This window comes from Clostridium sp. 1001283B150225_161107_B6, assembly GCF_015556325.1.
In the GTDB taxonomy this organism is placed as follows: domain Bacteria; phylum Bacillota; class Clostridia; order Lachnospirales; family Lachnospiraceae; genus Enterocloster.
In genome coordinates this window covers 21849-48181 of the sequence record NZ_JADNMD010000015.1, presented here as the reverse complement: position 1 = coordinate 48181, position 26333 = coordinate 21849, and the positions used below count along the sequence as shown (strand labels likewise).

Genomic DNA, 26333 nt, shown 5'->3' with positions numbered 1-26333 from the left:
TCCATTTCTTACTATCTGTCAGCCATAGCTGTCTGCATATCCTTCCATCTCCTGCTCCCGCTATCTCTTCCTCATGGCATCCTCGATAGCAGCTCCGATTCCCTCATTGTAAGTAGGCTGGGCCCGCATGGCAAAGGACATTTCCTCTGCGCTCAGCCCATTGGCAATGGCAGTAGCGATTTCCCCAATCATGTCAGTTGCCCTGGGACACATCATCTGGGCTCCCACGATTGTATTGGAGTACGCCTCAAAAACCAGACGGATAAATCCATTTTCCCCGCCTGTTATGATGGACTTTCCATTTTCCCTCATGGAAAAATGACCGCAGCGCACCTTCAGCCCCTTTTCCCTGGCGATTTCCTCCGTAATGCCAACCGTGGCAATCTCAGGGTCTGTATAGATACAGTTTGGTACGATTGGAAGGGACACATACATACCGTTCGGCACTACCTCCAGCTTGATGCTGTGGGGCCTTCCGGCAATCTTCTCCACCACATAGGTTCCCTGTGCCGCTGCCACATGGGCCAGCTGGGTCCTGGCGGACACATCCCCAATGGCGTAAATTCCCGGCTCGCTGGTCTGGAAGTCGCTGTTTACAGCTATCTTCCCGCCTTCCATTTCAAGGGAAATATCCTTGCCCAAAAGCTTCTCCACATTAGGACGGCGTCCAATGGCCATCAGTATCTGCCCTGCCCGCATTTTAACGGGCTCGCCCTCCCCGTTGGGAGTAATGACGCAGCTGAGTCCGCCCTCTTCCTCCAATATCTCAGTGACTGTGGCGTCACAGTATACATCAATTCCTTTTTGGCGCAGCTCCTTTTCCAGCTCAGCGGACATCACATCATCCATAGGTGCCATCAGATGCTTCTGTTTTTCCACAATGGTCACATGGGAACACAGGTTATTGAACATGGTGGCAAATTCCACCGCAATAACGCCTCCGCCCATGATTGTCAGCCTGTCAAAGTTCCAGCTCTCCGCTGCCAGCAGCCTGTCGCTGTTCCACACGCCGGAAAGGTTGGAGCCGGGAATCCGGCTCATGTAGGGTACGGCACCAGTGGCTATGATGACTGCTTTTCCCCGGTAGAATTCCCGGCCGCCCTCCTTAAGCTCCACCTCCACGGTCCTGTCCCTGCGAAGGACCGCTGTTCCGTATACAATTTCCACATCCAGCTTCTCAAAGCCGTATTGGATGCCCTCCCGGTATTTGACCACTGCTTTTTTCTTATACTTCTGCATTTTTCCAAAATCAAAGGAAATGAAATCCGTGGACACGCCAAATTCATCACAGCTCTGCATCATATGAAACATATCGGATGCATGCAGCAATGCCTTGGTGGGAATGCATCCCCTGTTCACACATGTGCCGCCAATCTTTTTTGCCTCTATCACCACCACCTTGAGGCCAAACTCCGCTGCTTTAAGCGCTGCCGTATAGCCCCCTGGCCCGGCTCCTATAATCACTACATCAAATTCTCTTGCCATACCCGTTCTCCCTTATGTTCTTATAAATTATCTCTTTATAATTTCTTTAAACTGTCAAATCTGAATCAGGCCCAGCTGCCTGCAGGCCTTCCATACCCCGTCACGGTCAATATCATCTGTGACATAATCCGCCACAGCCTTCAGCTCCTCCACGGAATTGCCCATGGCTATGCCGATGCCGGCCTCCCGGACTATCTCATAGTCATTCATGCTGTCTCCAAAGGCAATGGTCTGTCCCAGGCCAATGCCATAATACTGGCACAGCCGCTTCAGCCCCTCTGCCTTGGACGCCTCCTGTTCCACCACATCCGCTCCCATGTTCCCCGAGAACATGGGAAACTTGAATTCAGGAAAATGGGCTTCCAGCTCCCTGGCTCCCTCCGGACCGCCTATGTACACCAGGGTCCTGACCGGCATATCCATCAGCTTCCAGCCATCCTTAAAATTGCGCTCCGAAACGCCCCAGCGAAGCTGGTCCATGCGCACTACGCCCTCGGGGTGGATATAATAATCATCGCCCTCCTGGCTGACCCCCAGGGAAATCCCATGGGCCTCGCCGTATTCCAGCAGCGCCCTGAGCCTGTCCTTGTCCATCAGATGCTCAAACAGGACATTTCCCTCTGCCACCACCCGCGTGCCGTTCATGTGAATCACTGCATCCGGCATAACCATATCCCTGTACACAGCGCTCATCTCATGGTCCATGTTCCTGCCGCTTCCTATAACGATGACTGAATCCTTCCGCAGCAGCTCCAGGGCCTTCATAGCGCTTTCCGGAATCTTCCATGTCTTATGGTCCAGCAGCGTCATATCCAAATCAAAACTGACAATCCGCTTTTTCTTACCTGGTATCTGTGTCATTTTTAAATTCTCCGAATAAATTAAAATTAGGTCTTTTCAAAATGGAAAATATCTGATATAATAATCAAGGTTCAAGAACGGAGTATGGCGTAGCTTGGTAGCGCGCTCGGCTGGGGGCCGAGAGGTCGCAGGTTCAAATCCTGTTACTCCGATTTTTTATGCCAGAATCCTTTTAAAGGCTTCTGGCATTTTTTATTTGCATTTCATACATACCAAATATCATGTTCTTCCACATCCGCCTTTAACAGGCACTTGATTGATTATACCACGTTCTTCTATTTTATTCCATTCTTTTTCTTACATCCCCCCGGCATAATCCCTCCGCCATAAACAAAGTTCCCCTCCAATACTTATCCACAATCCTTCATCCCCTCAATTCAGTTATACACAGTACCAAATCTGGTATTTTCAGACGATTCACATGAAATATCTAGTGTTTTCGGTGGATAATGTGGATAACTTTGTGGATATCCTGTTAATTCCCTGTTGATGTCATGTGGACGTCATTTGGTCCCCATACCCTTTGCCTCAATCATATAATTCCTATACCCTTTATCTCAGCTGCCTTTGCCATTCATCTGCCATAATCTTATATTTCTGCAAAATCTTTGAAAAATAATCCTTGCAATTCATCCTGGCGTATGCTATTATAAAAACAGAAATAGTAATTATTATCATTATTATAATCAAACACAATAAAGCAGACCAAAGGAGGAAACACATGCCAAATTTTGCAAACCCCTTTCAGGGAAATGTTGAACGGAAACTGAGCAATGCAGAGCTGATGCAGGCCATCCGGCTGGATATAGCCGGTGAGCTGGAAGCCATCTATCTCTATGAATCCCACTACCTGGCCACGGACGACCCGGCAGCCAAGGCTGTTCTGGCTGACATTCGTGACGAAGAGAAGGCACATATGGGAGAATTAATTACATTGATGCGCTACCTGGACCCCAGGGAGACGGATTTCTTCCTCTCCGGGGAGTCAGAGGTAAAGGAAATGCTGGAGGAACTTGGCATAGCAGCCGCTGCTCCTTCTGACGCTGCCGGTGAGGAGACTGCCTCCAGGCCGCTGTCGGTAGGCAGTCTGCTGGACGAATCATAATAAGGAGGGAACCTATGGACTATTTAGCAAGAGAGAGTGCACCATTTTCATCAGAATTCTGGGCACAAATTGATGACGCAGCAATCGGAGCACTAAAAAAACATCTGGTGTGCCGCCGCTTTTTAAATCTGTTCGGGCCCCTGGGCGCCGGCGCTTCCATGGTACCGGTGGACGGTCCTGATAAGGAAGAGATACTAGACAATGGCATCGGCCGTATGTCCGGCAGACGCCAGGTGGAGCTTCCCCTGTTTTATGAGGATTTCCTTCTCTCATGGAGGGATATTGAGGAAGCTGAAAAGAATGGCTATCCTCTTGATTTAAGCTCTGTGCGGGCTGCTGCAAAGCGGGCTGCCAAACGCGAGGATGAGCTGATTCTCTATGGCAATGATTCCCTCAGCCTACAGGGTCTGATGAATGCCTCCGGTTCCTATCATATTAAGATGAAGGACTGGAACCAGGGAGAGAATGCATTTATTAATGTGGCAGAAGGCATTTCACACCTATTCTCAGCCGGCTGCCAGGGACGCAAGGCCCTGGTTGTGAGCCCGGATTTATATCTGGCGCTGCAGCGCCTGCAGCAGTCTGCCGGAATGCTGGAATCAGACCGCATCAAAAAGCTGATTGACGGCCACATCCTCCCACTTGGCGATTTTGGCACAGGCAAGGCGGTCCTGGTGTGTGCGGAACCGGAATACATGGACCTGGCCCTGGGCATGGACTTCTCTATCGGTTACTCGGAAATGAAAGATTTTAATCATGTCTTCCGCCTGATGGAGACAGCTGCGCTGCGGATTAAAAATCCGGAAGCAATCGTTGTGTTTGAATAGACAATCCCGTTATACATGTACCCTTAAAGGGCCGTACACTGCGCATACCGTGTACGGCCCTTCTCTTGTGCCCCGTTATATGAACCCAATTCAGTCCATTTCCTCCTTCATATTGCGCAGGTTTTATGATATAATGGGACCAGAACCAGTCCAGCATTCAAAGAATTCAATGAGGTGAGATTATGGAACAATACGACTTCACAGACGCCGGCAATGCCAAAGATATCTATGGATTGCTGGATTGCATGTCAGAAAAGGAACTGGAGATGGCCAGGGAGGCAGTCAGAAACATCCGCGAGACTGCCCTGCTGGCCCAATATGAGCGGTACAATATATGGTTCGACCACACACTTCTTCCCATCTTCAAGGAATACGCCCAGATGACCTCTTCCCTGCTGCAGGTAGAACGGGACAGCGGGACCATCGATGTCCTCTTTCGCAACAGCAGCGGCCTGGATATTACGGAAAACTGCAAGGGAATGTATATGGCGTTCATGATGGCCGTACATATATTCATAGATTCGGACGGCGGTGATGCTATTTTGGCTCTGACCTATGACTGCTGCAGGATTGTATCATGACATGGTTCCTGTGCATCCTGCTGTTCTGAAAGCATTTGTTCCATATCCATGCCAAAGCACTGCACAGGATACTGACAGCCCTCGTACCCTGCCATCCGGCAGCGTTCCCGATTTACCTCATGGCAGTGCACAGGCTGGAACAGCTGCCCTTTTTTCACCAGGGCCGGGATTTTCCACAGACAGTTGTCCATCTGGTTAAGCCCGGCCACAGAACGCCTTCCATGGGTCTTTGTGACCTGGAACTTCCCTGCCCGCTTCAAATATATACGGATTTCCTCCCTGGTATATCCCTCTGACTCCATGGCCATTTCCAGCCCTTCCCGGAAATGCTCCTGGTAGTGGTTCCAGGCACCGGCGTCCATCCCCCACAATACCACTGCAAAGCGGTTTCCGGCATTGACAGCCACCAGCGTATCCCCGGACTGCAGGATGATTCTGTGAAGCTCCCAGCAGAAAAAGAGAGGACAGCCCGCGCCATACGGAGGCGGCTGCATCCTCAGGTATTTCTGCAGCGGAATAGTATGTCCTAACTCCATATAACCTCCTACTTTAACAGCTCCTCATAAGTTGTTTCCAGAATGGCCCTGATGGCCTTTAGCTGCGACACCTTGATATGCTGGATGCCCCGCTCTATTTTCACCAGGGCCTCCCTGGTGAGATTCACATCAAAATCCCACTCCACCAGGTCAATCTTCTGAATCAGCTCTGTCTGCCCAATCCCTTTTTCCTTCCGGATTCTGCGGATATTAGCCCCTATATTGGTAGTTCCGTCATTCTTAATTACGTCCATCCTGCCACCCCATATATCTGGACTGGTTCCAGTCCTTTTTATCCTTAATCTTATTCATTTTTAAAGATATAATGGGACCAAAATCAGTCCAATCGCAGCTCAATCTGCTATATCGGCATGCTTTTTACCTGTGATGGCAAGTCTGTCCTATATTGTAATGATGATAACCGGAAATTTCTTCCGGACCAGAATCTCAGAAAGGAATCAGCAAATGCTGCCTTTGCTGCCGCCCCCTGCCAACATCCCGGTATGTTCCCTGAACCAATAAACAGGCTGAGTCACCCTGCGCAAAAAAAGGCGGGGCCCTCAGCCTGTTATCTTATGATTCATTTATATTTGCTTCGTCCGTTTTCCGTTTCCCGGACATCTTTATCCTGCCTACTTATACAGCGACAGTCCATCCATCAGTATGATGGGTTCATCCCACTCATTGTCCGTAACCAGGGAAACCTCCACGCGGACCTCATTCTGTCCGGTCACATCCACGCCGAAATACATCAGCTTTTCATTGTAATGGATATCCTGTGATGTATAAAGTACGGTATCATTGTCACCATATACAGTCACCTTAGCCATGATTCCGCTGCTGAATTGGGAAGAAGGGGCTATGACACCGGATAAGAGCCGGTACTGTCCATTGGCAGCATACTTCACGTAACTTCCTTTTCCCTTCAGACGGATGGCATTGTTCCAGCGCTCCCCTGTGGATGTCTTGCCCGAGGTAATAATATTGTATCCCTTGGTGGAAAGTCCGTCCAACAGGTTCTGGACCAGATATGGCGTGGACAGGTCTGTTATGTTGGCTGGTTCCGCCTCTCCCTCCGCTGCAATCCATACACCGTCCGGGCCAATCTGGCGTCCGTCAATCACTGTGCTCGTGGACATGGCTCCGTTGGGAAGGAGGAAATACCATTTATCATTATCCTTAAACCATCCCTTCTGCATAACTCCGGCCTGGTCCATGTAATACCACTGTCCCTCAATCTGCTGCCAGCCCGTGGTCATGACGCCGTTATTGTCCATATAGTACCAGTTACCGTTATCCTGAATCCACTCCTTGTAGGCAAACTTATTGGCGCCTCTCTGATATTTCCACTGGTCGTTCACATATTTCCATGTACCTGCATAAGCCGGAACTGACATAACCACACTCAGGGCCAATGCCGCTAATGTAACTGCCAAACGTTTCTTCATACTGAATCTCCTTTCATTCTCCCTTAGCTGCCTTATCACAGACAGATATGATTCATCCTGCACTTGTTACATTATAATTCATTCTCTATTTTTATGCAACTGTGTGTTCAAACCGTAATTAAACTGTAAAGATTAAATACTTCCGGATAATACCTTGACAAATCAATCTGTAAGTATTATAGTTACAGTATGAAATGTATTTTTTGCGATTACAGTTAACGCCGGATTGTCAGCAGAATCAGGAAAGGAGCCAAATTATGAAAACCCGCGAACACACATCCATGAAAATGAGAGGTAACCCTGATATCTCCTATCTGGGTCATACCGTTGACCAGATGATATGGAGCTTTATGGAGAAGGAAAAAATTGACGGGCTTACCTTAGCCATTGTACAGGCCCCCTACATACCAAGGGTAGCCGGGTATGGCTATTCAGACAGCCGGAGGAGGCGTCTGGCTTCCCCCAACACCATGTGGCCGGCCGGCCCTATATCCCAGGCATTTGCAGCCGTGGCAATCATGCAGCTTCATGAGGACGGCGGACTGGATGTAAACAGTGAAGCTTCTGCCTACATACCGGAGCTGCCGGAGACCTGGAGGAATGTCACCCTTCTTCATCTCCTTCGCCATGCATCGGGACTGCCGGACTACCGCCGCGCTCCAGGGTTCAGACCAGACACCCCATGGACCTTTGAGGCCCTGACCCGGCTGGCTGCCGGAGAATCCCTGCATTTTATCCCGGGCACAGATGTGGAACAGAGTGCGACCAACTTCCTGCTGCTGACGGAAATCGTGGAACGGGTCAGCGGTCAGAGCTACCATGATTTCGTGACCAGCCGTCAGATTGAGTTCCTGGGCCTTGCACACACGGGTTTTAAAGAGGATTTGGGCTGTTTCCATTATGAGGACATTTCCCAGACAGACAACATCCATCAATTATTTAAAAAGGACAGGCTCTATATCAATCCCACGGAACCTGCCGTATCCTATGACAGCAGCGGCTCTCCCATACCGGCAGCGGAATCCACGGCGCTGCGGGGCTTTTCCGACATATGGGCCTCTGCCCAGGATATCTCCTTCTGGGACATCGGCCTGGCAGGCTCTGTCCTGATTCATAAGCCGGGAAACCGCGCCCTCATCTACGCACCATGGAATCTTCCTGACGGAAAAACAGTTCCGGCCGCAGCCGGATGGCAGTTTTACCATCACCGGGGACTCATGGATATAAAAGGATCTGTCAATGGCTACTCATCCTTCCTGAGCCGCTTTACCGATGCCGCCGAGCTGGTCTGCGTCACCCTTATGTGCAATAAGGAAGGTGTGGATTTCACCAATCTGGGCCGCCGGATAGCAGGCGCCTACGGCGACCTTCTGTCCACCGGATACGACGACAACCGTCTCTTCCTCCTGGAAGGCCAGTTCTCTGCGGCGGAAACAGTATCCCGCCTGGAAACAGCCCTTAAGGAACGGAACATCCCGGTATTCGCCAAATTTGACCATGGACAGAATGCTGCTGATGCCGGACTTTCTCTCCGCCCGACCACCGTACTTATATTCGGTTCTCCCCAGGTAGGCACCGGACTCATGGCAGCAGACCAGAGCGTATCCCTGGAACTGCCCCTGCGCATTTCCGTTTGGGAGGATGAAGCCGGCAGCACATGGCTGGCCTTCCCCCGCCTGGACTCGGTCTTTGGGGAATATGGCCTGGAAAACCATCCGGCGGTTCCCAGGATGCAGGCCCTTCTGGAACAGCTGGTACATATAGGAGGCAGCATCTATTAATCTGAAAACCGTCCAATAAATAAGGCATCGTTTCCCATCACCCGGGAACGATGCCTTCTCTCTTTTTTATGTATTCTTCCATATCCGCCTACAGGCTGTTCAGGCTCTGCCGGACATCAGGTATTCTTCATAATAACGCTTTCCACCACATCGGCCACATGCTCACAGGCATCGCAGCATTTCTCCAGGTAGGCGTAAATCTCCCTCCAGGCAATGATTTCAATAGGGTCTGTCACCTCGGCGTGAAGCCTGCGCATGGAGTCAATGAATAACCGGTCGCCCTCTTCTTCCAGGGCATTAATCTCAATAATCAGGCCGTGAAGGGTTTTGGATTTTCTGAAGTCCGCAAACTCCTCCATAACCTCCTTAAGGGCCTGGCAGCAACGGATGATGACCTTGATAAAGGCAAGGGCCTCCGGGCGGATTTTCTGGACATTGTTGATGTAGATACGAATCAGCACATCCTCAATCTTATCCGTCACCTCATCAATACTCTGGCTCAAAAGGATGATATCCTCCCGCTCAATGGGAGTAATGAATGCCTTGACCAGCACAGCCATCATCTCATGCTTTTTCTTATCCGCATCATGCTCAATCCGATGCAGCTCGTCCAGCTTGTCCTGCAAAAGTCCTGTATCAAAATGGTTCAGATTGTCCTCCAGCATTTTAGCTGCCTGACATCCGCACTCCACACACTCGATGAAATTCTGAAAATAGTAACTATCACTTTTCTTAGACATCTTATCTTCTCCTTTACTTATCCATGGAACAACATCATAAACAGCTTCGCTATCAGAAATCCAATAATACCGCAGCCGGGAAAGGTCATGACCCAGGTCATCACCATATCCTTGACCACACTGAAGTTAATGGCCGACAGGCGTTTCACAGCTCCCACGCCCATGATGGCCGTGGTTTTAGTATGTGTGGTACTGACAGGAATGCCGAAAATGGAAAAACCGAGAAGACAGGCAGCTCCCGCCATATCCGCGGAAAAGCCCTGGTATTTTTCCAGGCGTACCATGTCCATGCCCACGGATTTGATGATTTTCTTTCCTCCGATAGATGTTCCCAGCGCCATGGCCGCCGACCCAAGCAGCAGCATCCACAGCGGGAACTGTACTCCCTGGGTATTGCTGGACCCGTTGACCATACAGATGCCTAACAGCATAACGCCCATAAATTTCTGTCCGTCCTGGGCGCCGTGCATAAATGCCATGGCAGCGGCCCCGCCAATCTGGGCGTACCGGAAAAATCCGGTGGTCTTCCTGCGGTCCATGTCCCGGCAGGTCCAGGCCACCAGCTTACAGGAAAGGTAACCGCTTAAAAATCCCAGTACAACAGAAAAAACCAGGCCGTAAACTACCTTCATCCACTCTGCGGTATTGATGGCTGAAAATCCGCCCCGGATGGCCACGGCAGCACCTGTAAGTCCTGCTATCAGCGCATGGCTCTCACTGGTAGGACAGCCAATGGATACGGCAAAGGACGACCACACCACAATGGAAAACAGTGCGGCGCACAGTGCCACCAGTGCAATGGAGGTATCATCTCCGAAGTTGACCATATTGGTAATGGTCATGGCGACTGTGGAATTTACCATGGTCATCACAACCACTCCTGCGCAGTTGCAGACTGCCGCCATGACAATGGCCAGGTTCACATCCAGTGACCTGGTTGACACGCAGGTGGCAATGGCATTTGGCGCGTCCGTGATGCCATTGACACAGATAACCCCAAGGGTCAGAAGGACTGTGATCAACAGGGCCGGATTTGTCACCAGCTGCCGCAGGAAAAAGGAAAACGACATGTCCATAATTCTTTTTTACCTACTCTCTTAATTATTTACTTTATCTTTACGTAAAATTTACAAACTCACGATTTTAATTCTAACACGGTTTTTTATGGTAGTAAAGTTCAATTTCGTTAAGAAACAGAGGAAAATATTCGTTTTTGGATAATAGAAACAATATGGGATAAAGTGGAAAACGCCTGTATTATCTATATATAGATAATACAGGCGAAACAGAAAGAATGAAAATGTTTATAATCCTTTTGGAGTTTTTCAGGCAAAATATATCCCAATTACTGATAATGTTTTAGTTCTGGCCGGATTTTAAATGCCCGGATTTCCTGCGGGTTCTTCCCAGGCACACATTTTCTGGTTTTTTTCCCGGCCTCACTTTTCCCGGCCTCACACAGCCCTCCATCAGTCCTTCATCCGTCCCTCATTCACCCCCGTGTCCATGCTCCCGGAGCGGAACCCTTCTGCATCCAGGGTAATATATACAAAGCCCATCTCCTTCAGACGGCTGACGATTTCCTCCCGCCGTTCCATGAATACTCCAAAGGCCTCTGTGTCCAGTTCCAGGCGCACAATATCTCCGTGAAGCCTGAGCCGTACATTGCCGGGAATAATGGTCCTGACATAGGACTCCCCCTCTCCGATTCGTTCCAGCACCTCATAATCCAGCAAAGCGCCGTAGGGCAGGCGGGTGGCCATGCAGGGAGTGGACGGCCGGGACGCCACCGATATGCCGTACTCCGATGCCATGGCCTTTACCTGGGCCTTGGTTATGTGCAGCTCTGCCAGCGGGCTTAAAATCCCCAGTTCCTTCAATGCCCGGATTCCGGGACGGTATACATGCATATCGTCCTCATTGGTGCCGTCCAGGATATGGCGGATACCCCTTGTCTCTGCCAGCTCTGTCAGTTTCAGGAAAAGATGGCGCTTGCACAGGTAACAGCGGTTCACCGGATTATTTTTAATTGCTTCCTGCTCCAGCTCATCCACGGTTATGACTTCATGGATTCCTCCCAGCTCTCCGGCCACACGCCTGGCAATCTCCAGGTCGCAGGAAGGATGCAGCCGGCTGTCAAAGGTCACGGCATACACCCTGCTTCCTGTATGGGCTGCTGCGTCTGCAGCTGCCTTTAAAAGCAGGCTGGAATCCACGCCGCCGGAAAATGCCAGGCAGATATCCTCCCTGGCCAGCTGTTCCATTCTGGCCTCCAGCTGCTTTCTCAAATGGTGCGGGAATAAGGCTGCATCGCTGTCAGTGTTGTTTACCATATTCATACGAATCTCCTAATCTGATATCATCCTTATCATTTTTCCTGCCGGCTTTCCTCTGCCTTCATACGGACTTCATGGTATGCGGTTTGAAAATCCACGCCCTGTTCCCTGCAAATCCGCCGGATGCTTTCATATTCCGGATAAAAGAATGTTCTGCCTTTATAAGTACACACCTTCACATCCGCCGGCCCGTAACCGGTTTCCACCTGGATTTCATTTCGCCCAAGGATGGTTCTTTCCACCTGATACCGGCGTATTCCAATGGTAGTGGTCTGGGTCAGAATGATTTCTTCCATGGCCTCTACGGACGATTCCCCGCAGAGCACGGACAGCATATAGGCAGGACGGTTTTTCTTCATATAGATGGGGGTATACCACACATCCGCAGCCCCTGCATCAAGAAGCATCTCCATGGCAAGTCCCAGTATCTCCCCTGTACAGTCATCCAGGTTTGTCTCCAGTACCCACATGGTACGGTTCTCATCCTGTGAAGTCTCAAGCAGCATGGCCCGAAGTACATTTGCCTGTTTAAACACCTTGTTCCCGGCGCCCATTCCTATCTTAAGCAGACGGCAGGAAGCAGGAAGCAGGTCCTTTGTCCGCAGTGCTGCGGCAACCGCTGCCCCGGTAGGGGTGACCATCTCCCCGTCATTGTCTGTAAAATGCAGCTCCAGTCCATAGGATGATGCAATATTGGCTGTAGCCGGAACAGGAACCGGCAGCACGCCGTGCTGGCAATGGACATGGCCATGACCTTCCGACAATGCAGAAACCACCACATCCTCCACGCCCAGATTGTCAATGCAGACTGCCACGCTGATGATATCCACAATGGAATCAATGGCGCCCACTTCGTGGAAATGAACCTGCTCAATGGGAAGCCCATGAGCCTTGGATTCCGCCTCCGCCACAATGCGGAACATATTCCTGGCCATCTCCTTCACCCTCTCATTGGAATCCAGATGGTCTATGATATGGTAAATATCGTGAAGGTTCCGGTGTATGTGCGGATGGTGATGGCTGTGCTCATGCTCCCCATCGTGAACATGCTCATGGCTGTGCTCATGCCCCCCATCGTGAACATGCTCATGGCTGTGCTCATGCCCCCCATCGTGAACATGCTCATGGCTGTGCTCATGCTCCCCGCCGTGAACATGCTCATGCCCATCCTCCTCCAAATGCACATCAAAATCAAAGGCATCCAGACCGCACACAACCTTCCGGCCAAAGTGAAGATGATATCCATTCACGCCCAGGCTTTCCAGCGCATGCTCCAGAACCTGCCTGTCCGCCCCCAAATCAAGCAGGGCCCCCACTGTCATATCCCCGCTGATACCGGAATTACACTCCAAATATAAAATCTTTCCCATCTTATCTCACCGCCATTCTGTTTATTTGGGTCGCCAGATAGCCGGCCCCGTATCCATTGTCAATATTAACCACTGAAATCCCGTTGGCACAGGAATTAAGCATTGTAAGCAATGCGGATAATCCGTGGAAACTGGCTCCATATCCCACAGAGGTGGGAACTGCCACCACAGGGCACTCCACCAGGCCGGCAATCACCGTGCCCAGCGCCCCCTCCATCCCCGCCGCTGCCACGATACAGTTGGCCTTATCAAAGCGCTCCCTTTGGGCCAGGAGCCTGTGGATTCCGGCAACTCCCACATCAAATATCCTCTCTACCCTGCAGCCGAAGTATTCAGCAGTCTGGGCCGCTTCCTCGGCAACCGGTATGTCCGCCGTACCTCCGGTACACACCGCCACATAGCCCCTTCGTTCCTTTCCCGGCTTCTCCACCTTCAGAATCCGGGATATGGGGTCATACACTGCCTCTGGCACTGCCGCTCTGACCAGCTCCGCCTGCTCTGCAGATGCCCTGGTTCCCAGGACCTCTCCGTCCCTTTCATAAAATTTCCTGAAAATCTCCAAAAGGTATGCATCCGGCTTTCCCTGGCAGAACACGGTTTCCCCAAAACCGGAACGCAGCTTTCTGTGGTGGTCCAGCTTAGCATACCCCAAATCCTCATAGGGCAGGTCCTTAAGCTGCTTCTCTGCATCGTCTATCTTAATACTGCCGGCCTTTACCTGTTCCAGCAATTCCCTTACGTCCATCTTTCGTTCTCCTCTCTCAAATCAATCACCCTGCTGCAGACCCGTTCCGTTAGTTCCTCCGAATGGCTGACCATCAGCAGCCCCAAATCCCGCCTCTTCACTTCCTCCAGAAGAAAACCCCAAATCTGGCTCTGGGTAATCAGGTCCAGCATGGTGCTTATCTCATCTGCCAGAATGAACCGGGTCCTCTTTCCCAAGGCCCTGGCTATGCAGAACCGCTGCAACTCCCCGCCGGACAATTCTCCCGGATACCGGTTCAGCCAGTCCGGTTCAATTCCCAGTCCGCGGACCACCCGCTCCTCCACCGAGTCCCCCTCCCTCAGCACCTCCCCCATCTTAAGACGGGGATTTACCGACAGTTCCGGATGCTGCCATATCATCTGCACCGGATTGTAGCTTCCGTAAGAGACAGGGGGTTTTCCGTCCAGAGTCACAGTCCCATGGTCCGGTTTTTCATAACCAGCCAGTATTTTGCAAAAAGTAGTCTTGCCAAAGCCGCTGGGAGCCGTCAGCCCCACACGTTCCCCGCTTTCCAGACTCAGGCTGACATTGTTCAGGATTCTCCTGTTCCCATTGTCGTATTGGAATGAAATATTGATTGCTTCCAGCTTCATACTCCCGCCTTCCTGCATTTTACCATGCCGTCACGAAAACTGCGATAGGAAATTTCCTGCAGGCAGCCCTCATCCCTATCCGAACACCGGGGCCCGTAGGGACATCCCATGGGCATATCCCCCGCATAGGGCTGGGTCCCGGAAGCTGCTTTAAACCCGTGGCTGGGCATGGCCCGGTACAAAGCCCTGGTGTAGGGATGCCTGAGTCTCTGCTCATCCCCAAAATCCGCTGCCAGGGCCTCCTCCACATTGGTGCCTGCATAAAATACCACAATCCTGTCAGCCACCTCCAGGGCCAGCTCCAAATCATGGGTAATGAGCAGAACGCCTGCGCCCTCATCCGCTATTTCCCGGAAATGGGACAGCACGCGCCTGGCAGCACTGATATGAAGTCCGGGCGTTGGCTCATCTGCAATGACCAGTCTGGGATGCTCCATCACTGCCGTGGAAATCAGCACACGCCTGGTCATTCCCCCGGACAGCTCAAAAGGATACAGGCCCTCTGTATCCTCTCCCAGCCCGTAGCGCCCAAGGGCTTCGCTGCAGCGCTCCACGCTCTCCTTATCCTTTCGTCCCCTCCGGACCTGTTCTCCCACCTTCATGAGCGGGTCCAGATACGACACACTCTGGGGCACCAGCACCATCCGGCTCCCCCTAAGCTGTTCCTTCCGCTTCTGGGTCAGAATTTCCCCCTCAAAGGAAACCGTTCCCTGGCAGGCGGCATTCTGCGGGAGAAGCCCCATGACCGCATGGGCCAGAAGGCTCTTTCCCGAACCGCTGGAACCAGCCACAGCCACCACCTCATTCTCCCGCACCTTTATGTTCAGGTCACGAATCACAGGAAGCTCCCTCTGGCGCCACCCCCCTACATACTGGGTAAATGAAATCATAAGATGCTCCACTGATAATATGACTTGTTTTTCCTCCATGTCAACCTCCTGCCAAACAAAACTCTGCCCTTAAATGTTTCCGGAATGTTTCCTGCAACGGACTGCCAAGGTTCTACAGATGGGCCTGGGCCGGGTCCAGCAGACGGCTCAGGGTATCCCCGATAAAATGGAACAGTACCACCACGAATACCAGCAAAAGCCCCGGAAACAGGGCCAGCCACCATTTTCCCATGACCAGGTATTTCATGCTCTCTGACAAAATAACTCCCACGGCAGGCTGTTCCGGCGCCAGTCCGAATCCCAGGAAGGTAATACTGGCTTCATGCAGAATTGCATGTGGAAACAAAAGAACCATGCCCACAAAGAGCTGGGGCAGCAAATGGGGCGTCATATGTTTGAAGGCAATGTAAAACCTGCCCTTTCCCAGCTTCTTTGCAATCTGTATGTACTGGCTTTCACGAAGCTGCATGACCTCCCCCCGCAGGAGCCTGGCCAGTGAGGTCCAGTGAGTCAGGGAAATGCCAATCAGTACGCCCCAGAATCCCTTTCCCATGGCAAAGGAAATAAGAATCAGCAGCAGGATATGGGGTATTCCCATGACCAGGTCAATGATTCCCCCTATGACAGCATCCGTAACCCTGCCCAGACAAGCGGCCATGGTACCCATGATAAATGCCACCACCGCGCTGATACAGGCTGTCAGCAGCCCGATGCGTATGCTGATGGAAAGTCCTGTAAGGCTGCGTATAAACATGTCGCGTCCCATCCAGTCCGTACCAAAGGGGCAGGCCAGGCTGGGCGGCAGGTTTTTTCTGGTAAAATCCGTGGCCAGAGCCTGTTCCTTCAGCACCTGGCCTGCAACGGCAATGGCCGCCAGCAGGATGACCGATACCGCCAGCAGCACCGCCATGGCCTTGCGGCGGTTCCACCTGTGTCTTTGTGCGCTCATCCCTTGCTCCTCCTGATTCTGGGGTCCACTGTTCCGTACAAAAGGTTGGCAGTGAAGTTCCCTAAAAATACAATGGCCGCGCTGATGATTGTAATACCCATGAGCAGCGGCACATCCCCGCCCAATCCGGCTGTCACAGCCGCCTGTCCCAGGCCCGGATAGGAGAATACCTGCTCCACCAGCACGGAGCCGCCGAATATCTCGCTGACAGAGGCAAACTGAAGCGTCAAGGCAGGAAGGAGAATGTTGCGGATTCCATGCCTGCGGATAATGGACCATTCCGATTCGCCTCTGGCCCTGGCAAACAATACATAATCACTTTCCATGACCTCTGCCATCTTCTCCCTTGTATGAAGGGCGATATTGGAAATACCTGTAATGGACAAGGCCGCCGCAGGCAGTATGCCATGGACCAGGCGGTCCTTCATGGTCACAGCCGACGCCTCCACGCCGATGGGCACGGAAAGTCCTATGGGAAGCAGCTTCAGCCAGACTGCAAACACCACCAAAAGCACCAGGGCCAGCCAGAAGGCCGGCGTACTGGCAGTTACCAGTGCATAAGAAGAGATAATCCGGTCAGCAGCCTTTCCCTTTTTGGCCCCGGCTATTATTCCCATAAGGAATCCAATGAATCCGGACAGAATCCATGCCGCTGCCATAATCCAGAGAGAATTGGCCAGCTTCTCCCCGATTACCTGGGCTACCGGCCTGCGGTACAAAAGAGAGATACCCATGTCTCCCTTAAGAAAATCGCCGGCCCAGGCCAGATACCGGGTAACAGGCGGTGTATTGACGCCCCAGTATTCCTGGAGCCTGGCAATCTGCCCGCTGCTCATACTGCCAAGAGCCGCCTGCCCCACATTGGTGGCAAGCGGGTCCAGAGGAGAGACAGACACCAGGAAAAAAGCAGCCATGCTCACCAGCACCAGCAGGATTGCCATCCGTATAAAATTAACTCCCGCCCGTTTCCAACTCATGATTTTATCCTTCCTGCATTCATACTGTTCCTGTCCTCTGTTATTCCCAGCTCCACTGGTCCACATTGTTCACAATAGACCATCCGTGTCCGTGGGGATGGATTTTCTGCTCCGCCACCTTAAGTCCGTCTCTGGACCAGTACAGATGGTCTATATTCACCAGCCAAATCCACGGTATATCCCCGTTCTGTGTCACGCCCGTGGTCCCGTCCCACTGGGCCTTCTTCCACAGCTCGTAGGAATCCTCCAGATTCCCGCTGGCCAGGGCCTGGTCCATATAACGGTCCACACTGTCATTGGCATAAGGCGAGTACTCCGCCAGCCCTGTATCCTTCATGGTATGGTAAATATTGTACAGCTCCATAGGCGTATGGGCGCCCCAGCCCCACATAAGCGGCTCTGTCTGGGCGCGGTCGTAGGCGTCATCCCAGCCCACTCCCTCTATCTTCACATCTATCCCCACATTCCTAAGCTGGTTGGCCGTGTCTGCCGCCAGGGCCTGGCGTACGGAATCGCTGGCCGGGTACATCAGCGTAAATCCTGCCTTGACGCCATTCTTTTCCCTGATTCCGTCAGAACCAGCCTTCCATCCGGCTTCCTCCAAAAGTTCTGCTGCCTTTTCAGGGTTATATTCTGTCTTTGCAGATTCATTATACCATGGCATCTTATCACACACACTGTAGGCCGGACTTCCATAGCCGTTCAGCACATGTTCAATCATCTCATCCCTGTTAATGGCAATATTGACAGCCCTTCTCACCTGTACGTCCGACGTAAAATCATTTCCAACCCCGGTATTGCCGCCAGATATGGTCCCGGCCTTCACAGCCGGCAGGTTAAATCCACGGTTATCCACTGTCTCAAAGGAAAGCAGCTCATATCCCGGAAGGGTCTGGTCTGAATAGGACGCAGCCGTATAGGCCAGGTCCGCCTGCCCGGACATGACAGCCGCATAAGCTGCGTCCTCCTCCATGAAAAGTATGGTCACCTTTTTCATATTCGGCGCTGGCCCGTAATAATCCGGGTTGGCCTCAAATATGACCTGCTGCCCTTTATCCCACTGCTTCATAATATATCTTCCGGAACCAATGGGATGGGACCCGTAATCAGCCCCATAAGCATGTTCCGGTACAATTCCCACAATTGCCATGGTATAGGGCCAGATGGAATAAGGGCGGTTCATATGAAATACCGCCGTAGTGCCATCCGGCGCCTCCGCACTCTCCAACATGGTAAAGTCGTTGACAGAACTGGTGTCCCGCAGGGTATTGTACGTAAACGCCACATCCCTGGCAGTCAGCTTCTCTCCGTCTGTAAAATACGCATCATCCCGTATCTTCACGGTCCAGGTAAGCCCGTCCTGGCTGACCTCCATATCAGTTGCCAGGTCATATCCTATTTTCAGGTCCGCGGTTGTCACGGTCAGCGTACTCTGAATCAGCGGCTCATGGACATGTTCGCCCGCCCCCCAGCCATAGGCAGGGTCAAATCCGGCCTCTGGCTCTGAGGTTGGCCCCATAACCACGATTACGTCCTCCCTGGTTCCATTATCGCCTGTCTCCCGGGCGTCATTTCCACCGCTGTTTTCCGCGCTTTGGCCTGTACTGTCCTTAGCACCGCTGTTGGCGCAGCCCGTCACGGCCATGGACACGGCCAGCATGGCCGCCACAGCATATTTCATTCCTCGTCTCATTTCCCTCTCCATTTCCTTTTTTCATGCCGTGCCCGTATACCTGGTTTCCATCAACCTGCACTCCATAGGCTTACATCCTATCAGCACAGATTCCTTAAACACAATCCGTATCCAGGCGCAAACGCATAAAAAAATACCAGAATAAGCGTATTCCTTGAGAATACATACTACCTTCCTGGTATTTTTGCTTCTTAGATTATTAATGTTACTTCATCCAATTCGTCTGGTTCTTCCTGAATGCTGACTTCTGTCAGCCGTTAGAAAAATTATACGCAAAAGTCCGCAAAAGGTCAACGCTTTTCTTGCCAAACGTTTGCCCATATATTGAACGGCCAGCCTGAATTATACGGTCCCTTATTTACTCACCCTTATGCTGAACCTCCACGGTACGCCCTGCCACATCCTTTGGGTCGCCCACGGTCAGGCCCTCTACCTCCTCATCCGGGCACGCGTTTGTCCATGCAAGCTTCATGACATCGTCTGCTGTCAGCTCCTTCTTTTGGATGACCCCAAGGCGGATGTAATCAGCTGCGATATTTTTAAGGGCTTCCTCTGTGATTGCATCAGACAGGCCGAAGTCCAGGGAATCCCAGAACTCAAGCTGATTCTCAAACTCGCCGGTCATCTTATTTGTGTCGAACATCAACTGTACCGCGTCCTCTGAGTGGAGACGTGCATATTGTCCGGCACGTTTAATGGCCATAACAATATATTTTGCGTGAACCGGATTCCTTGCAAGGAAGTCATTGTTCATGGCGGTTACGCAGCACACCTCTCCCTCAAACTCATCGCTGGGAGTAATGGAGCATACCTTGCGCATCTTGTCGCTGTAATTGGCGATTACAAAGTAGTCTGAGAAAATGGAAGCATCAATCTCACCGCTCTCCATGGCAGCCACGCTGGCCGCACTGTCTGCAATATCCAGATACTCCACCTCAGCAGTGGGGTCTACACCCTCGCCGTCAAGCATACGGTAGATAATATTCTGGTCGGAGTTTCCGATGCCGTCATGGATAGCAATGGTCTTTCCCTTTAAATCTTCGGCTGTCTTAATATCGCTGTCATTGAATACATAGATGGATTTGCAGCCCATATGCGCTCCGGCCACAAAGGTCATCTCCACGCCGTTTGTCACCGGCACAAGCATGGTGGCAATATGGTCGGTTCCCCACATACACTTACCTGTACCAACCGTGATGACAACCGACTCTCCCTCTATATATTCCGCATTAATACCGTAATCCTGGTAGTAGCCCAATGCCTCGGCAAGGTACACGGCAGACACACAGGCGCCTCCGTTAAACAGGTAATTCAAGGCTGTGCCAAAGGCAGGTTCCTTCTGCATGGCCGCCCAGTCTTCCTCGGAAACAGCCTCCGGACGGCTTACAGCGCCGGCTTCCTCCTCCCCGGCTTTGCCGGAATCCTGGGCTTGTGCTGCTGATTCAGTCTCCGCTGCCGTGGCGGCTGCTGTGGCTGCGCTTTCTGTTGGGTTTCCTCCGCCCTGTTCGCCGCAGGCGGCCAGTGACAGAGCCATCATTCCCGCAAGCGCTGCTGCCAGAACGCGTTTCGCATTTGTTTTTTTCATCATACTGTTCTCCTTTTTGATTTTAATCATTTTTTATGTACACAGCCAGAGGCGTGGGGAAAAGCAGGTTTCCCTCTTTCTTATGGCCTGCGCTTTTTATTGTACAGGGGTCTGTGTCTCCGGCTGACGTCCGCTGCTCCTTCCTCCGAAGTGCAGACGGTTGAGTATCTCATTCCGGCAGGCCACAAAAGTCCCGGAAGAGCGCTCTCTGGGATAGGGCTCATCTATTTTAATGTCAGAGACAACCCGGCCCGGGTGCGCGTCCATGACAATAACCCTGGTTCCCATGTAAATGGCCTCATCCACATCATGGGTTACCATGATTGCAAGCTGTTTTTTCTCCTGCCACACCTTCAGAATCTCATCCTGCATATTCATGCGCGTAAATGCGTCCAGGGCTCCCAGAGGCTCGTCTAACAGCAGTATATCCGGCTCATTAATCAGGGAGCGCACCAGGGAAACGCGCTGCGCCATCCCCCCGGAAAGCTGGCCAGGATAGTCATTCCGGAAGGATTCCAGGCCAATAACCTTTAGCATCCGCTCCACCTTCTCCTCATTTCCCTTCAGTTTCCCCTGGAGCTTTAAGCTGAAGGAAATATTTTTTTCCACTGTCAGCCAGGGAAAAAGGGTGGGCTTTTGAAACATCATTCCGCGCTCCGGCGACGGCCCTGTAATCTCTGCTCCGTTTACCGTCAGATGGCCGGTGGTGGGCGGAATCAGTCCTGCCACAAGGCGGAGGATGGTGGACTTCCCGCATCCCGACGGCCCCACAAGGCTGATAAACTCGCCGCTTTTCATGGACAGATTTACTTCATTTAACGCATGGGTAACCTCATCCTGCTCCACCTTTGCAAAACTCTTTGATATGTTGTCCAACCGAAGGATAATTGTATTCTCTGCCATTATTTCACCACTCCGTTCTGCCATCTGAGAACACGGCGTTTAATCAAATCCAGCACCTTTGTCACAATGGTGAAGATAAAACAGATGACAAACAGCGCTGCAAACATTTTGTCGTAGGCTGCCCAGGATTTCGCCCAGTTCATGTACCAGCCAAGTCCGGCCTTTACCCCCATCATCTCGGCAATCATGATTGCAACACAGGACGAACTCATGGCCTGGGTGCAGCCCTGCAGAATAGACGGCATGGCATGGGGAATCGCCACCCTGAAAACAAGCTGCCGTTCGTTTGCCCCCAGGGTCCTTGCTGCCTCAAAGAAATCCTTGTCCACATTCTGGATGCCGGACATGGAGGCCACGGTAACCGCAAACCAGGAGCCAAGGGCAATAATAAACACAGCTCCCCTGAACAGGGAGGCGGCCACAACCATGATAATGGGAATCCATGTTGCGGTGGGAATAGGCCCCAGGAATTTAATGACAGGATTAATCCAGTAACGCGCCCTCTCGGAATAGCCGCAGGTAATACCCGTAACCAGCCCCAGGGCAATCCCGATAAAATATCCCAAAAACAGCAGGCGCAGCGTGTGGAGCGTACATTCAAGCAGATACGCCCTGTCCTCCCAGGCAATATTCAATATGCTGTTCATGCACGGGACAAAGGGCTGGGACAGGATGCCTGTCTTTAAGGTCAGATAATCATAACAGGTAAGCAGGAGAAAAAAGGCGGAAAACAAGGGAGCGCGGTAGCGCAGGTCCTCCACGGTTCTTTTGTCTCCCTTCCGGTTCTTAATCCAGGCTGTAACGGCATAGACAGCATACGCAGCCATAAAGGCCGACACCGCCCATACATAGGTATACGGATGGCTGTTGGGACTTCCGTTGGGAACCTCCCAGTACTCGATAATCGCAATGAAACCGCAGATAACCGGAAGCACCATAATAATAAAATCCAGGATTTTCTGGCCCCGTGTTCTTTCCTTTTGCTCCAGTTCTTTTAGCTGCTGTCTCGTCAGTTGGCCCAGTGGGTTAATCTGCCCGCTCTCAGAGACAGGTTTTTCCTCCATGTTTGTTGACATAATCCTTCTCCTCTGAATGTGGTGGATTTTTTACATTTATTGCTTTTCTATTTTAATCGAAATCGGCCGGAGTGTACAATTTAAAATAACTGGGATGGGGGGCGGGTTTATAGCTTAATTCTATAACAGCTCCTGCCGGCTGTTAAAATCAGGCAAAAATCCCCTCCCGTTTTATGGAAGAATGCGCAAAATTAACGCGGCTCCATAAAAAGGAGGGGATTCATAAAGCAATGCCTCTATATTTAGTTATCCTGCGCTGTCCGCATCACCTATCCATGCATATGGCAGGCACACCCGCAGTCCTCCTGCCCCTTTCCTTCATATACCTCATCCTTCATCATCAGATGGACGGCACCCAGCTTAAAGGTCTGGGGAAGAGCCAGTATATTGGGGTTGGGACCCACGAACTTTTTCCTGGCGTCAGCCAGGGCTTCCTCAATGGTGGCCCTGGTCTTAAGGCCCATCCCCCTGGCAAATCCCGGTTCCTGGGCGCCGCACAGATAGATGGCTGAGGTGTTCATTTCCGCAATATGGCCGCAGCTAATCATGGAAAAGCCGTGGAAGGGGTGGAATGCGTTACAGTAACGGTATTTTCTGATATATTCCTCATTGGTGGCAAAGTATTCGCCGTACCGGTTCATGTCCGGCAGGGTGTTCATGTAATCATGCTGGAACATATCATACATTTCCCTGGTATAAGGCCACAGCTCATCGTGGAAATAGCCGTTGCACAGGGAGGAGCATATAATCACGCAGTTGTCGCTCATGATGCGCTTATGACGGATGACCTGGGCTGAGATGGCCTGCATCAGCATGATGGGATTGGTTCCCATGCCCTCGCCGTAGTGGAAGAACTGGGGCATTCCGAATATCATCACATCATACTTCTTTTCTGCCCACGGCACATAGGTCCTCTTATCCGCCATAATCCAGGAATGGGGCTGCATGACCTTTGCGTAGCCGCTGTTAATCTCTATCTGGCGGGATTTTGTGTCCAGCACGGCGTCGCAGCAGAAAAACTTCTTTCCCATGCATTTCTCCATGTGCTGGCCAATCTCATCAAACTTTGTCCTCATCAGTGACGTTCCGCTGACCGGGGTAAAATCCTTGCGGTGCATCACCTCAGGCACATGGTGGGAGGCAATGGAGCGCCAATGGGTGATTCCCGTGGCGCAGTGCTTATAGCCCCCGGAATAGCCGCCGTAAGGATTTCCCTGGGTGTGGCCGATAAGGATGGCCACATCGCTGTCATACACATATTTATTCATGAGCACAGGGTCGCCCCGGTCCGTGGTGCCCAAATCCACCAGATGCTCATAATCCTCGCTGTCATGGTTGATGATTTGGTGTGTGTGCCAGAACTCAAGGAACAGCTCATCCCCAAGTATGTTGTGGATTTCTGTTTCTGTATTCTTCCGGTGAAGCCCGTTGGAACAGATTAAAAGAATGTCCTTTTTCTCCACTCCCGCGTCATACAGCTCCTTAAGTATCAGTCTGATGGATATTTTCCTGTGGGAAGTGGGCTGTTCCCCGCCTTTTACCCTGTCCGGGAAAATGATGGTCACCTTGGAACCCTTGCGGGCCAGACGGGACAGTGGTTCCATTCCCATGGGATTGCGTATGGATTCCAGGGTCTTTTCCACCAGCCGGTCCTCCGGAATGCAGGGCGGGTCTGCCACGGTTTCGCCGGGTATGAACACATCGGTGCTGTCAGGAAGCTCTGCCGCCATTAGCCCTGCACCATATTCAAATGATAATTTCATATGATAATCCTCCTGTTATAATCAGTTGCGTGCCAGATAGGCGTCCACGATTTCCAGATATTCCTCCGGATAAAATCCAATCTGACCCTGGAACCTGGTAAGGGCAATCAGTCCGCCGTCCATGACAGGGACCGAAGCCAGCATACGGGCGTTGTCCGCCTTGAGTCCGCCTCCGTAGACAACATCCATGCCGCCGGTAATCTCCTTAATGTAAGAACCGACTTTTGTGATATAGGCTTCATCCGGCGGTATCCTTCCCGGTCCGATGGCCCATACCGGCTCATAGGCAATGACCACCTTTTCCCTGTCCACGTCCTTAAGCCCTGTCTCCAGCTGCTCCTTAAGCACCTCCTGCCAGCGTTCCTGCTCCCCGGCAGATTCCCCGATACAGTAAAGCACTGTAAGCCCGGCCTGGATTGCCGCCCTGACTTCCTGGTTCAGCAGCCTTCCCACTGCATCCCCATCCGTGATTCCGGCTTCCTCCAGGATTCCGGCCTTATCCCTGCGCTCCTCGCAGTGGCCGATGATGACGGAACTGCATCCCATTGCCTTTGCCGCATTGGCTGTGCGGTTGGTGGTAAATGCGCCGAAATTGCCGTTTTCAGCCGTATCATCCCTGTACACCCCCTGGCAGCCGATTTTAACCGGACTGTCCCCGCACAGGGCCTTCACTGCCGGTATCAGATGGGCTTCCGGGAAATACATGACGAACTCCACATCCTCCGGGCTGTACGCCTTTAGTTTTTCCTGGGTCTTCTGCACAATGTAGCTCCCCCATTCCTCCATGGGCGCAACACTGTTGACCCCTCCGTATTCCCTGGGTATATCGAACCGTTTCAGGTTCAGAAATATGTGTTTCATTCTCCCACTCCCATCTTTTCATACTCTTCTTTAAAGTCCACAAACTCCCTTAATTCAGGTCCGATGAGGGGCCTGCACCATTTCAGGAATGCGTCCGTCACATCATTTCCCCTGTCATTTATGTAATCATCCGGCAGCACCCGTTCATGCAGCATCACCTCTTTGATGGGAATGGCCGCGGTGCGGACGCCGTACTCTCCATCCTCATTTTCATCCCGTATAAGGCCAATCATGACGCCGCTCATGCCCTCCATGGCCGCCCGCAGCGCCTCCCTTCCGGCCAGGACTGCTTCGTCACGGTCCACCGGCGACTGCCAGGCTATGGATGCCCTTCCGCAAAGGCCGGGCTTTTCGCTTCTGGCCTTGATTCCCAGCTTCTGTATGACCAGATTCGCCAGATAAGCGCTGACATCCCCATAATAGGTAGCCCTCCCAACCTTGAAAATAGGAGGCACAATAGGTTCTCCGCTGTCATTCTTCAGTCCTTCGCTGGCAACCACCACCACGCCTCCCTTTTCTTCGTAAAGGCGTTTTACATCCTCCAGGAATTCCTCTTCATGGAAGGGGCGCTCCGGCAGATAAATCAGATGGGGCGCATCCCCCGGCTTCTTTCTGGCCAGGGCAGATGCAGCCGTAATCCATCCGGCATTGCGCCCCATGGCCTCCATGACACACACATGGATGGGCAGGGCCCTGACATCCGCCCCAACCTCTGCCGCGGAAGCAGCGATGAACCTGGCCGCGCTTCCATATCCCGGCGTATGGTCTGTTATGGCAATATCGTTGTCAATGGTCTTGGGGATTCCAACCACATAGATGTCCTCTCCCCTGCACGCCTCAAAGATGCGGCCGCAGGTATCCATGGTCCCGTTCCCCCCGTTCAGAAGCACATAACGGATTCCGTACTTTTTGAAGATTCCTGCCATGGCGTCATAGTCTTTCTGTTCCAGGGCATACCTGGATGAACCGATTGCCGTGGCCGGCGTCTGGAGCAGAAGCCTTAGCTTTTCCTCCGGATACTGCATCAAATCCAGAAACTGCTCCTTCAGAATCCCCTCACTTCCGCCGATTGCGCCGTACACCTTGCCTATGCTGCCGGAATTCCTGGCTTCCTCCACAACACCATACAGGGAAGCATTGATGACAGCCGTGGGGCCGCCTCCATGGACCACCAGAACATTTGCAGACATTGCCTCTACCACCTTTC

The 26333-nt window shown here is 51.9% G+C and carries 25 protein-coding genes and 1 tRNA gene; 5 read left to right on the top strand and 21 right to left on the bottom strand.

From position 1 onward, the window contains the following. Positions 1–60: 60 nt before the first annotated feature. Both lpdA and I2H39_RS25070 read right to left on the bottom strand, forming a co-directional pair. Positions 61–1485: a dihydrolipoyl dehydrogenase gene (gene lpdA / locus I2H39_RS25075; protein WP_138311310.1), complete on the bottom strand. Its 1425-nt coding sequence runs from the start codon at positions 1483–1485 to the stop codon at positions 61–63. A 54-nt stretch (positions 1486–1539) separates the two neighbouring features. Then, positions 1540–2346 carry an HAD family hydrolase gene (locus tag I2H39_RS25070; protein ID WP_138311309.1) on the bottom strand — a complete coding sequence of 269 codons (807 nt, stop codon included), beginning with the start codon at positions 2344–2346 and terminating at the stop codon, positions 1540–1542. Positions 2347–2424: 78 nt separating this feature from the next. Here I2H39_RS25070 and I2H39_RS25065 point away from each other — a divergent pair. The 4 genes from I2H39_RS25065 to I2H39_RS25050 all read left to right on the top strand — a co-directional run bounded on the left by I2H39_RS25065 (position 2425) and on the right by I2H39_RS25050 (position 4859). Continuing rightward, positions 2425–2498 (top strand) — tRNA-Pro (locus I2H39_RS25065). Between the two features lie 569 nt (positions 2499–3067). After that, on the top strand, positions 3068–3451 hold the full coding sequence (locus tag I2H39_RS25060) for a demethoxyubiquinone hydroxylase family protein (protein WP_138311308.1): 384 nt from the start codon (positions 3068–3070) through the stop codon (positions 3449–3451). A gap of 14 nt (positions 3452–3465) precedes the next feature. Beyond that, positions 3466–4278 carry a family 1 encapsulin nanocompartment shell protein gene (locus tag I2H39_RS25055; protein ID WP_138311307.1) on the top strand — a complete coding sequence of 271 codons (813 nt, stop codon included), beginning with the start codon at positions 3466–3468 and terminating at the stop codon, positions 4276–4278. Between the two features lie 182 nt (positions 4279–4460). Next, positions 4461–4859 (top strand): hypothetical protein, encoded by a 399-nt coding sequence (locus I2H39_RS25050; protein WP_195627773.1) that lies wholly within the window; start codon positions 4461–4463, stop codon positions 4857–4859. On the opposite strand, the gene I2H39_RS25045 is transcribed toward I2H39_RS25050, so the two are convergent. The 3 genes from I2H39_RS25045 to I2H39_RS25035 form a co-directional block, all read right to left on the bottom strand. Further along, on the bottom strand, positions 4832–5395 hold the full coding sequence (locus I2H39_RS25045; RefSeq protein ID WP_227147456.1) for a hypothetical protein: 564 nt from the start codon (positions 5393–5395) through the stop codon (positions 4832–4834). The two genes, I2H39_RS25050 and I2H39_RS25045, sit on opposite strands and share 28 nt — an antisense overlap. Before the next feature lie 8 nt (positions 5396–5403). After that, complete coding sequence (locus tag I2H39_RS25040; protein ID WP_138311305.1) at positions 5404–5649, bottom strand: helix-turn-helix transcriptional regulator; 246 nt, start codon at positions 5647–5649, stop codon at positions 5404–5406. A 378-nt stretch (positions 5650–6027) separates the two neighbouring features. Continuing rightward, a complete protein-coding gene (locus I2H39_RS25035; protein WP_195627772.1) occupies positions 6028–6843 on the bottom strand; it encodes a glucan-binding protein in 816 nt (271 codons plus the stop codon). A 257-nt stretch (positions 6844–7100) separates the two neighbouring features. On the opposite strand from I2H39_RS25035, the gene I2H39_RS25030 reads away from it, so the two are divergent. Beyond that, positions 7101–8624 (top strand): serine hydrolase, encoded by a 1524-nt coding sequence (locus I2H39_RS25030; RefSeq protein WP_195627771.1) that lies wholly within the window; start codon positions 7101–7103, stop codon positions 8622–8624. Positions 8625–8740: 116 nt separating this feature from the next. On the opposite strand, the gene I2H39_RS25025 is transcribed toward I2H39_RS25030, so the two are convergent. The 16 genes from I2H39_RS25025 to I2H39_RS24950 form a co-directional block, all read right to left on the bottom strand. Next, positions 8741–9364 carry a DUF47 family protein gene (locus I2H39_RS25025; protein WP_138311302.1) on the bottom strand — a complete coding sequence of 208 codons (624 nt, stop codon included), beginning with the start codon at positions 9362–9364 and terminating at the stop codon, positions 8741–8743. A gap of 17 nt (positions 9365–9381) precedes the next feature. Continuing rightward, positions 9382–10440, bottom strand: a complete 1059-nt coding sequence (locus tag I2H39_RS25020) for an inorganic phosphate transporter (RefSeq protein ID WP_138311301.1) — start codon at positions 10438–10440, stop codon at positions 9382–9384. Between the two features lie 393 nt (positions 10441–10833). Continuing rightward, positions 10834–11703 carry an ATP-dependent sacrificial sulfur transferase LarE gene (gene larE / locus I2H39_RS25015; protein WP_195627770.1) on the bottom strand — a complete coding sequence of 290 codons (870 nt, stop codon included), beginning with the start codon at positions 11701–11703 and terminating at the stop codon, positions 10834–10836. A 29-nt stretch (positions 11704–11732) separates the two neighbouring features. Next, the gene (gene larC, locus I2H39_RS25010; RefSeq protein WP_195627769.1) at positions 11733–13070 is read right to left on the bottom strand and encodes a nickel pincer cofactor biosynthesis protein LarC; all 1338 of its coding nucleotides are present in this window, start codon (positions 13068–13070) and stop codon (positions 11733–11735) included. A gap of 1 nt (position 13071) precedes the next feature. Then, positions 13072–13815, bottom strand: a complete 744-nt coding sequence (gene larB, locus I2H39_RS25005; protein ID WP_138311298.1) for a nickel pincer cofactor biosynthesis protein LarB — start codon at positions 13813–13815, stop codon at positions 13072–13074. Beyond that, entirely contained in the window at positions 13806–14429 is a 624-nt protein-coding gene (locus I2H39_RS25000) for an ATP-binding cassette domain-containing protein (protein ID WP_138311297.1), read from the bottom strand. Before I2H39_RS25000 ends, larB begins: the two co-directional genes overlap by 10 nt. After that, positions 14426–15358, bottom strand: a complete 933-nt coding sequence (locus tag I2H39_RS24995; protein WP_138311296.1) for an ABC transporter ATP-binding protein — start codon at positions 15356–15358, stop codon at positions 14426–14428. Before I2H39_RS24995 ends, I2H39_RS25000 begins: the two co-directional genes overlap by 4 nt. Positions 15359–15431: 73 nt before the next feature. Beyond that, on the bottom strand, positions 15432–16268 hold the full coding sequence (locus I2H39_RS24990) for an ABC transporter permease (protein WP_138311295.1): 837 nt from the start codon (positions 16266–16268) through the stop codon (positions 15432–15434). Next, entirely contained in the window at positions 16265–17245 is a 981-nt protein-coding gene (locus tag I2H39_RS24985) for an ABC transporter permease (RefSeq protein ID WP_138311294.1), read from the bottom strand. Before I2H39_RS24985 ends, I2H39_RS24990 begins: the two co-directional genes overlap by 4 nt. A 40-nt stretch (positions 17246–17285) precedes the next feature. Next, complete coding sequence (locus I2H39_RS24980; RefSeq protein WP_330641072.1) at positions 17286–18938, bottom strand: ABC transporter substrate-binding protein; 1653 nt, start codon at positions 18936–18938, stop codon at positions 17286–17288. 358 nt (positions 18939–19296) lie between these two features. Beyond that, positions 19297–20526 (bottom strand): ABC transporter substrate-binding protein, encoded by a 1230-nt coding sequence (locus I2H39_RS24975; protein WP_195627767.1) that lies wholly within the window; start codon positions 20524–20526, stop codon positions 19297–19299. A gap of 93 nt (positions 20527–20619) precedes the next feature. Further along, positions 20620–21426: an ABC transporter ATP-binding protein gene (locus I2H39_RS24970; RefSeq protein WP_138311292.1), complete on the bottom strand. Its 807-nt coding sequence runs from the start codon at positions 21424–21426 to the stop codon at positions 20620–20622. Beyond that, on the bottom strand, positions 21426–22502 hold the full coding sequence (locus I2H39_RS24965) for an ABC transporter permease (RefSeq protein WP_138311291.1): 1077 nt from the start codon (positions 22500–22502) through the stop codon (positions 21426–21428). The genes I2H39_RS24970 and I2H39_RS24965 overlap by 1 nt, the downstream gene beginning before the upstream one ends. 269 nt (positions 22503–22771) lie before the next feature. Next, positions 22772–24265, bottom strand: coding sequence for a lactate racemase domain-containing protein (locus tag I2H39_RS24960; RefSeq protein ID WP_195627766.1), 1494 nt, complete (start codon positions 24263–24265; stop codon positions 22772–22774). 21 nt (positions 24266–24286) lie between these two features. Beyond that, positions 24287–25126 (bottom strand): triose-phosphate isomerase family protein, encoded by an 840-nt coding sequence (locus tag I2H39_RS24955; protein WP_138311289.1) that lies wholly within the window; start codon positions 25124–25126, stop codon positions 24287–24289. Beyond that, positions 25123–26316, bottom strand: a complete 1194-nt coding sequence (locus I2H39_RS24950; protein ID WP_138311288.1) for a diphosphate--fructose-6-phosphate 1-phosphotransferase — start codon at positions 26314–26316, stop codon at positions 25123–25125. The genes I2H39_RS24955 and I2H39_RS24950 overlap by 4 nt, the downstream gene beginning before the upstream one ends. Between the last annotated feature and the right edge of the window lie 17 nt (positions 26317–26333).

Excerpts from the sequence above, each read along its gene's own strand:
- I2H39_RS24965 (WP_138311291.1), bottom strand. The coding sequence starts at position 22,502 with ATGTCAACAAACATGGAGGAAAAACCTGTCTCTGAGAGCGGGCAGATT.
- I2H39_RS25030 (WP_195627771.1), top strand. The coding sequence starts at position 7,101 with ATGAAAACCCGCGAACACACATCCATGAAAATGAGAGGTAACCCTGAT.
- I2H39_RS24960 (WP_195627766.1), bottom strand. The coding sequence starts at position 24,265 with ATGAAATTATCATTTGAATATGGTGCAGGGCTAATGGCGGCAGAGCTT.
- I2H39_RS25055 (WP_138311307.1), top strand. The coding sequence starts at position 3,466 with ATGGACTATTTAGCAAGAGAGAGTGCACCATTTTCATCAGAATTCTGG.
- larC (WP_195627769.1), bottom strand. The coding sequence starts at position 13,070 with ATGGGAAAGATTTTATATTTGGAGTGTAATTCCGGTATCAGCGGGGAT.
- I2H39_RS25060 (WP_138311308.1), top strand. The coding sequence starts at position 3,068 with ATGCCAAATTTTGCAAACCCCTTTCAGGGAAATGTTGAACGGAAACTG.
- I2H39_RS25050 (WP_195627773.1), top strand. The coding sequence starts at position 4,461 with ATGGAACAATACGACTTCACAGACGCCGGCAATGCCAAAGATATCTAT.
- I2H39_RS25035 (WP_195627772.1), bottom strand. The coding sequence starts at position 6,843 with ATGAAGAAACGTTTGGCAGTTACATTAGCGGCATTGGCCCTGAGTGTG.
- I2H39_RS25070 (WP_138311309.1), bottom strand. The coding sequence starts at position 2,346 with ATGACACAGATACCAGGTAAGAAAAAGCGGATTGTCAGTTTTGATTTG.
- I2H39_RS24980 (WP_330641072.1), bottom strand. The coding sequence starts at position 18,938 with ATGAGACGAGGAATGAAATATGCTGTGGCGGCCATGCTGGCCGTGTCC.
- I2H39_RS25045 (WP_227147456.1), bottom strand. The coding sequence starts at position 5,395 with ATGGAGTTAGGACATACTATTCCGCTGCAGAAATACCTGAGGATGCAG.
- larE (WP_195627770.1), bottom strand. The coding sequence starts at position 11,703 with ATGAATATGGTAAACAACACTGACAGCGATGCAGCCTTATTCCCGCAC.
- I2H39_RS24950 (WP_138311288.1), bottom strand. The coding sequence starts at position 26,316 with ATGTCTGCAAATGTTCTGGTGGTCCATGGAGGCGGCCCCACGGCTGTC.
- lpdA (WP_138311310.1), bottom strand. The coding sequence starts at position 1,485 with ATGGCAAGAGAATTTGATGTAGTGATTATAGGAGCCGGGCCAGGGGGC.
- I2H39_RS25000 (WP_138311297.1), bottom strand. The coding sequence starts at position 14,429 with ATGAAGCTGGAAGCAATCAATATTTCATTCCAATACGACAATGGGAAC.
- I2H39_RS25040 (WP_138311305.1), bottom strand. The coding sequence starts at position 5,649 with ATGGACGTAATTAAGAATGACGGAACTACCAATATAGGGGCTAATATC.
- I2H39_RS24985 (WP_138311294.1), bottom strand. The coding sequence starts at position 17,245 with ATGAGTTGGAAACGGGCGGGAGTTAATTTTATACGGATGGCAATCCTG.
- I2H39_RS25020 (WP_138311301.1), bottom strand. The coding sequence starts at position 10,440 with ATGGACATGTCGTTTTCCTTTTTCCTGCGGCAGCTGGTGACAAATCCG.
- I2H39_RS24990 (WP_138311295.1), bottom strand. The coding sequence starts at position 16,268 with ATGAGCGCACAAAGACACAGGTGGAACCGCCGCAAGGCCATGGCGGTG.
- I2H39_RS24955 (WP_138311289.1), bottom strand. The coding sequence starts at position 25,126 with ATGAAACACATATTTCTGAACCTGAAACGGTTCGATATACCCAGGGAA.
- larB (WP_138311298.1), bottom strand. The coding sequence starts at position 13,815 with ATGGACGTAAGGGAATTGCTGGAACAGGTAAAGGCCGGCAGTATTAAG.
- I2H39_RS24995 (WP_138311296.1), bottom strand. The coding sequence starts at position 15,358 with ATGGAGGAAAAACAAGTCATATTATCAGTGGAGCATCTTATGATTTCA.
- I2H39_RS24970 (WP_138311292.1), bottom strand. The coding sequence starts at position 21,426 with ATGGCAGAGAATACAATTATCCTTCGGTTGGACAACATATCAAAGAGT.
- I2H39_RS25025 (WP_138311302.1), bottom strand. The coding sequence starts at position 9,364 with ATGTCTAAGAAAAGTGATAGTTACTATTTTCAGAATTTCATCGAGTGT.
- I2H39_RS24975 (WP_195627767.1), bottom strand. The coding sequence starts at position 20,526 with ATGATGAAAAAAACAAATGCGAAACGCGTTCTGGCAGCAGCGCTTGCG.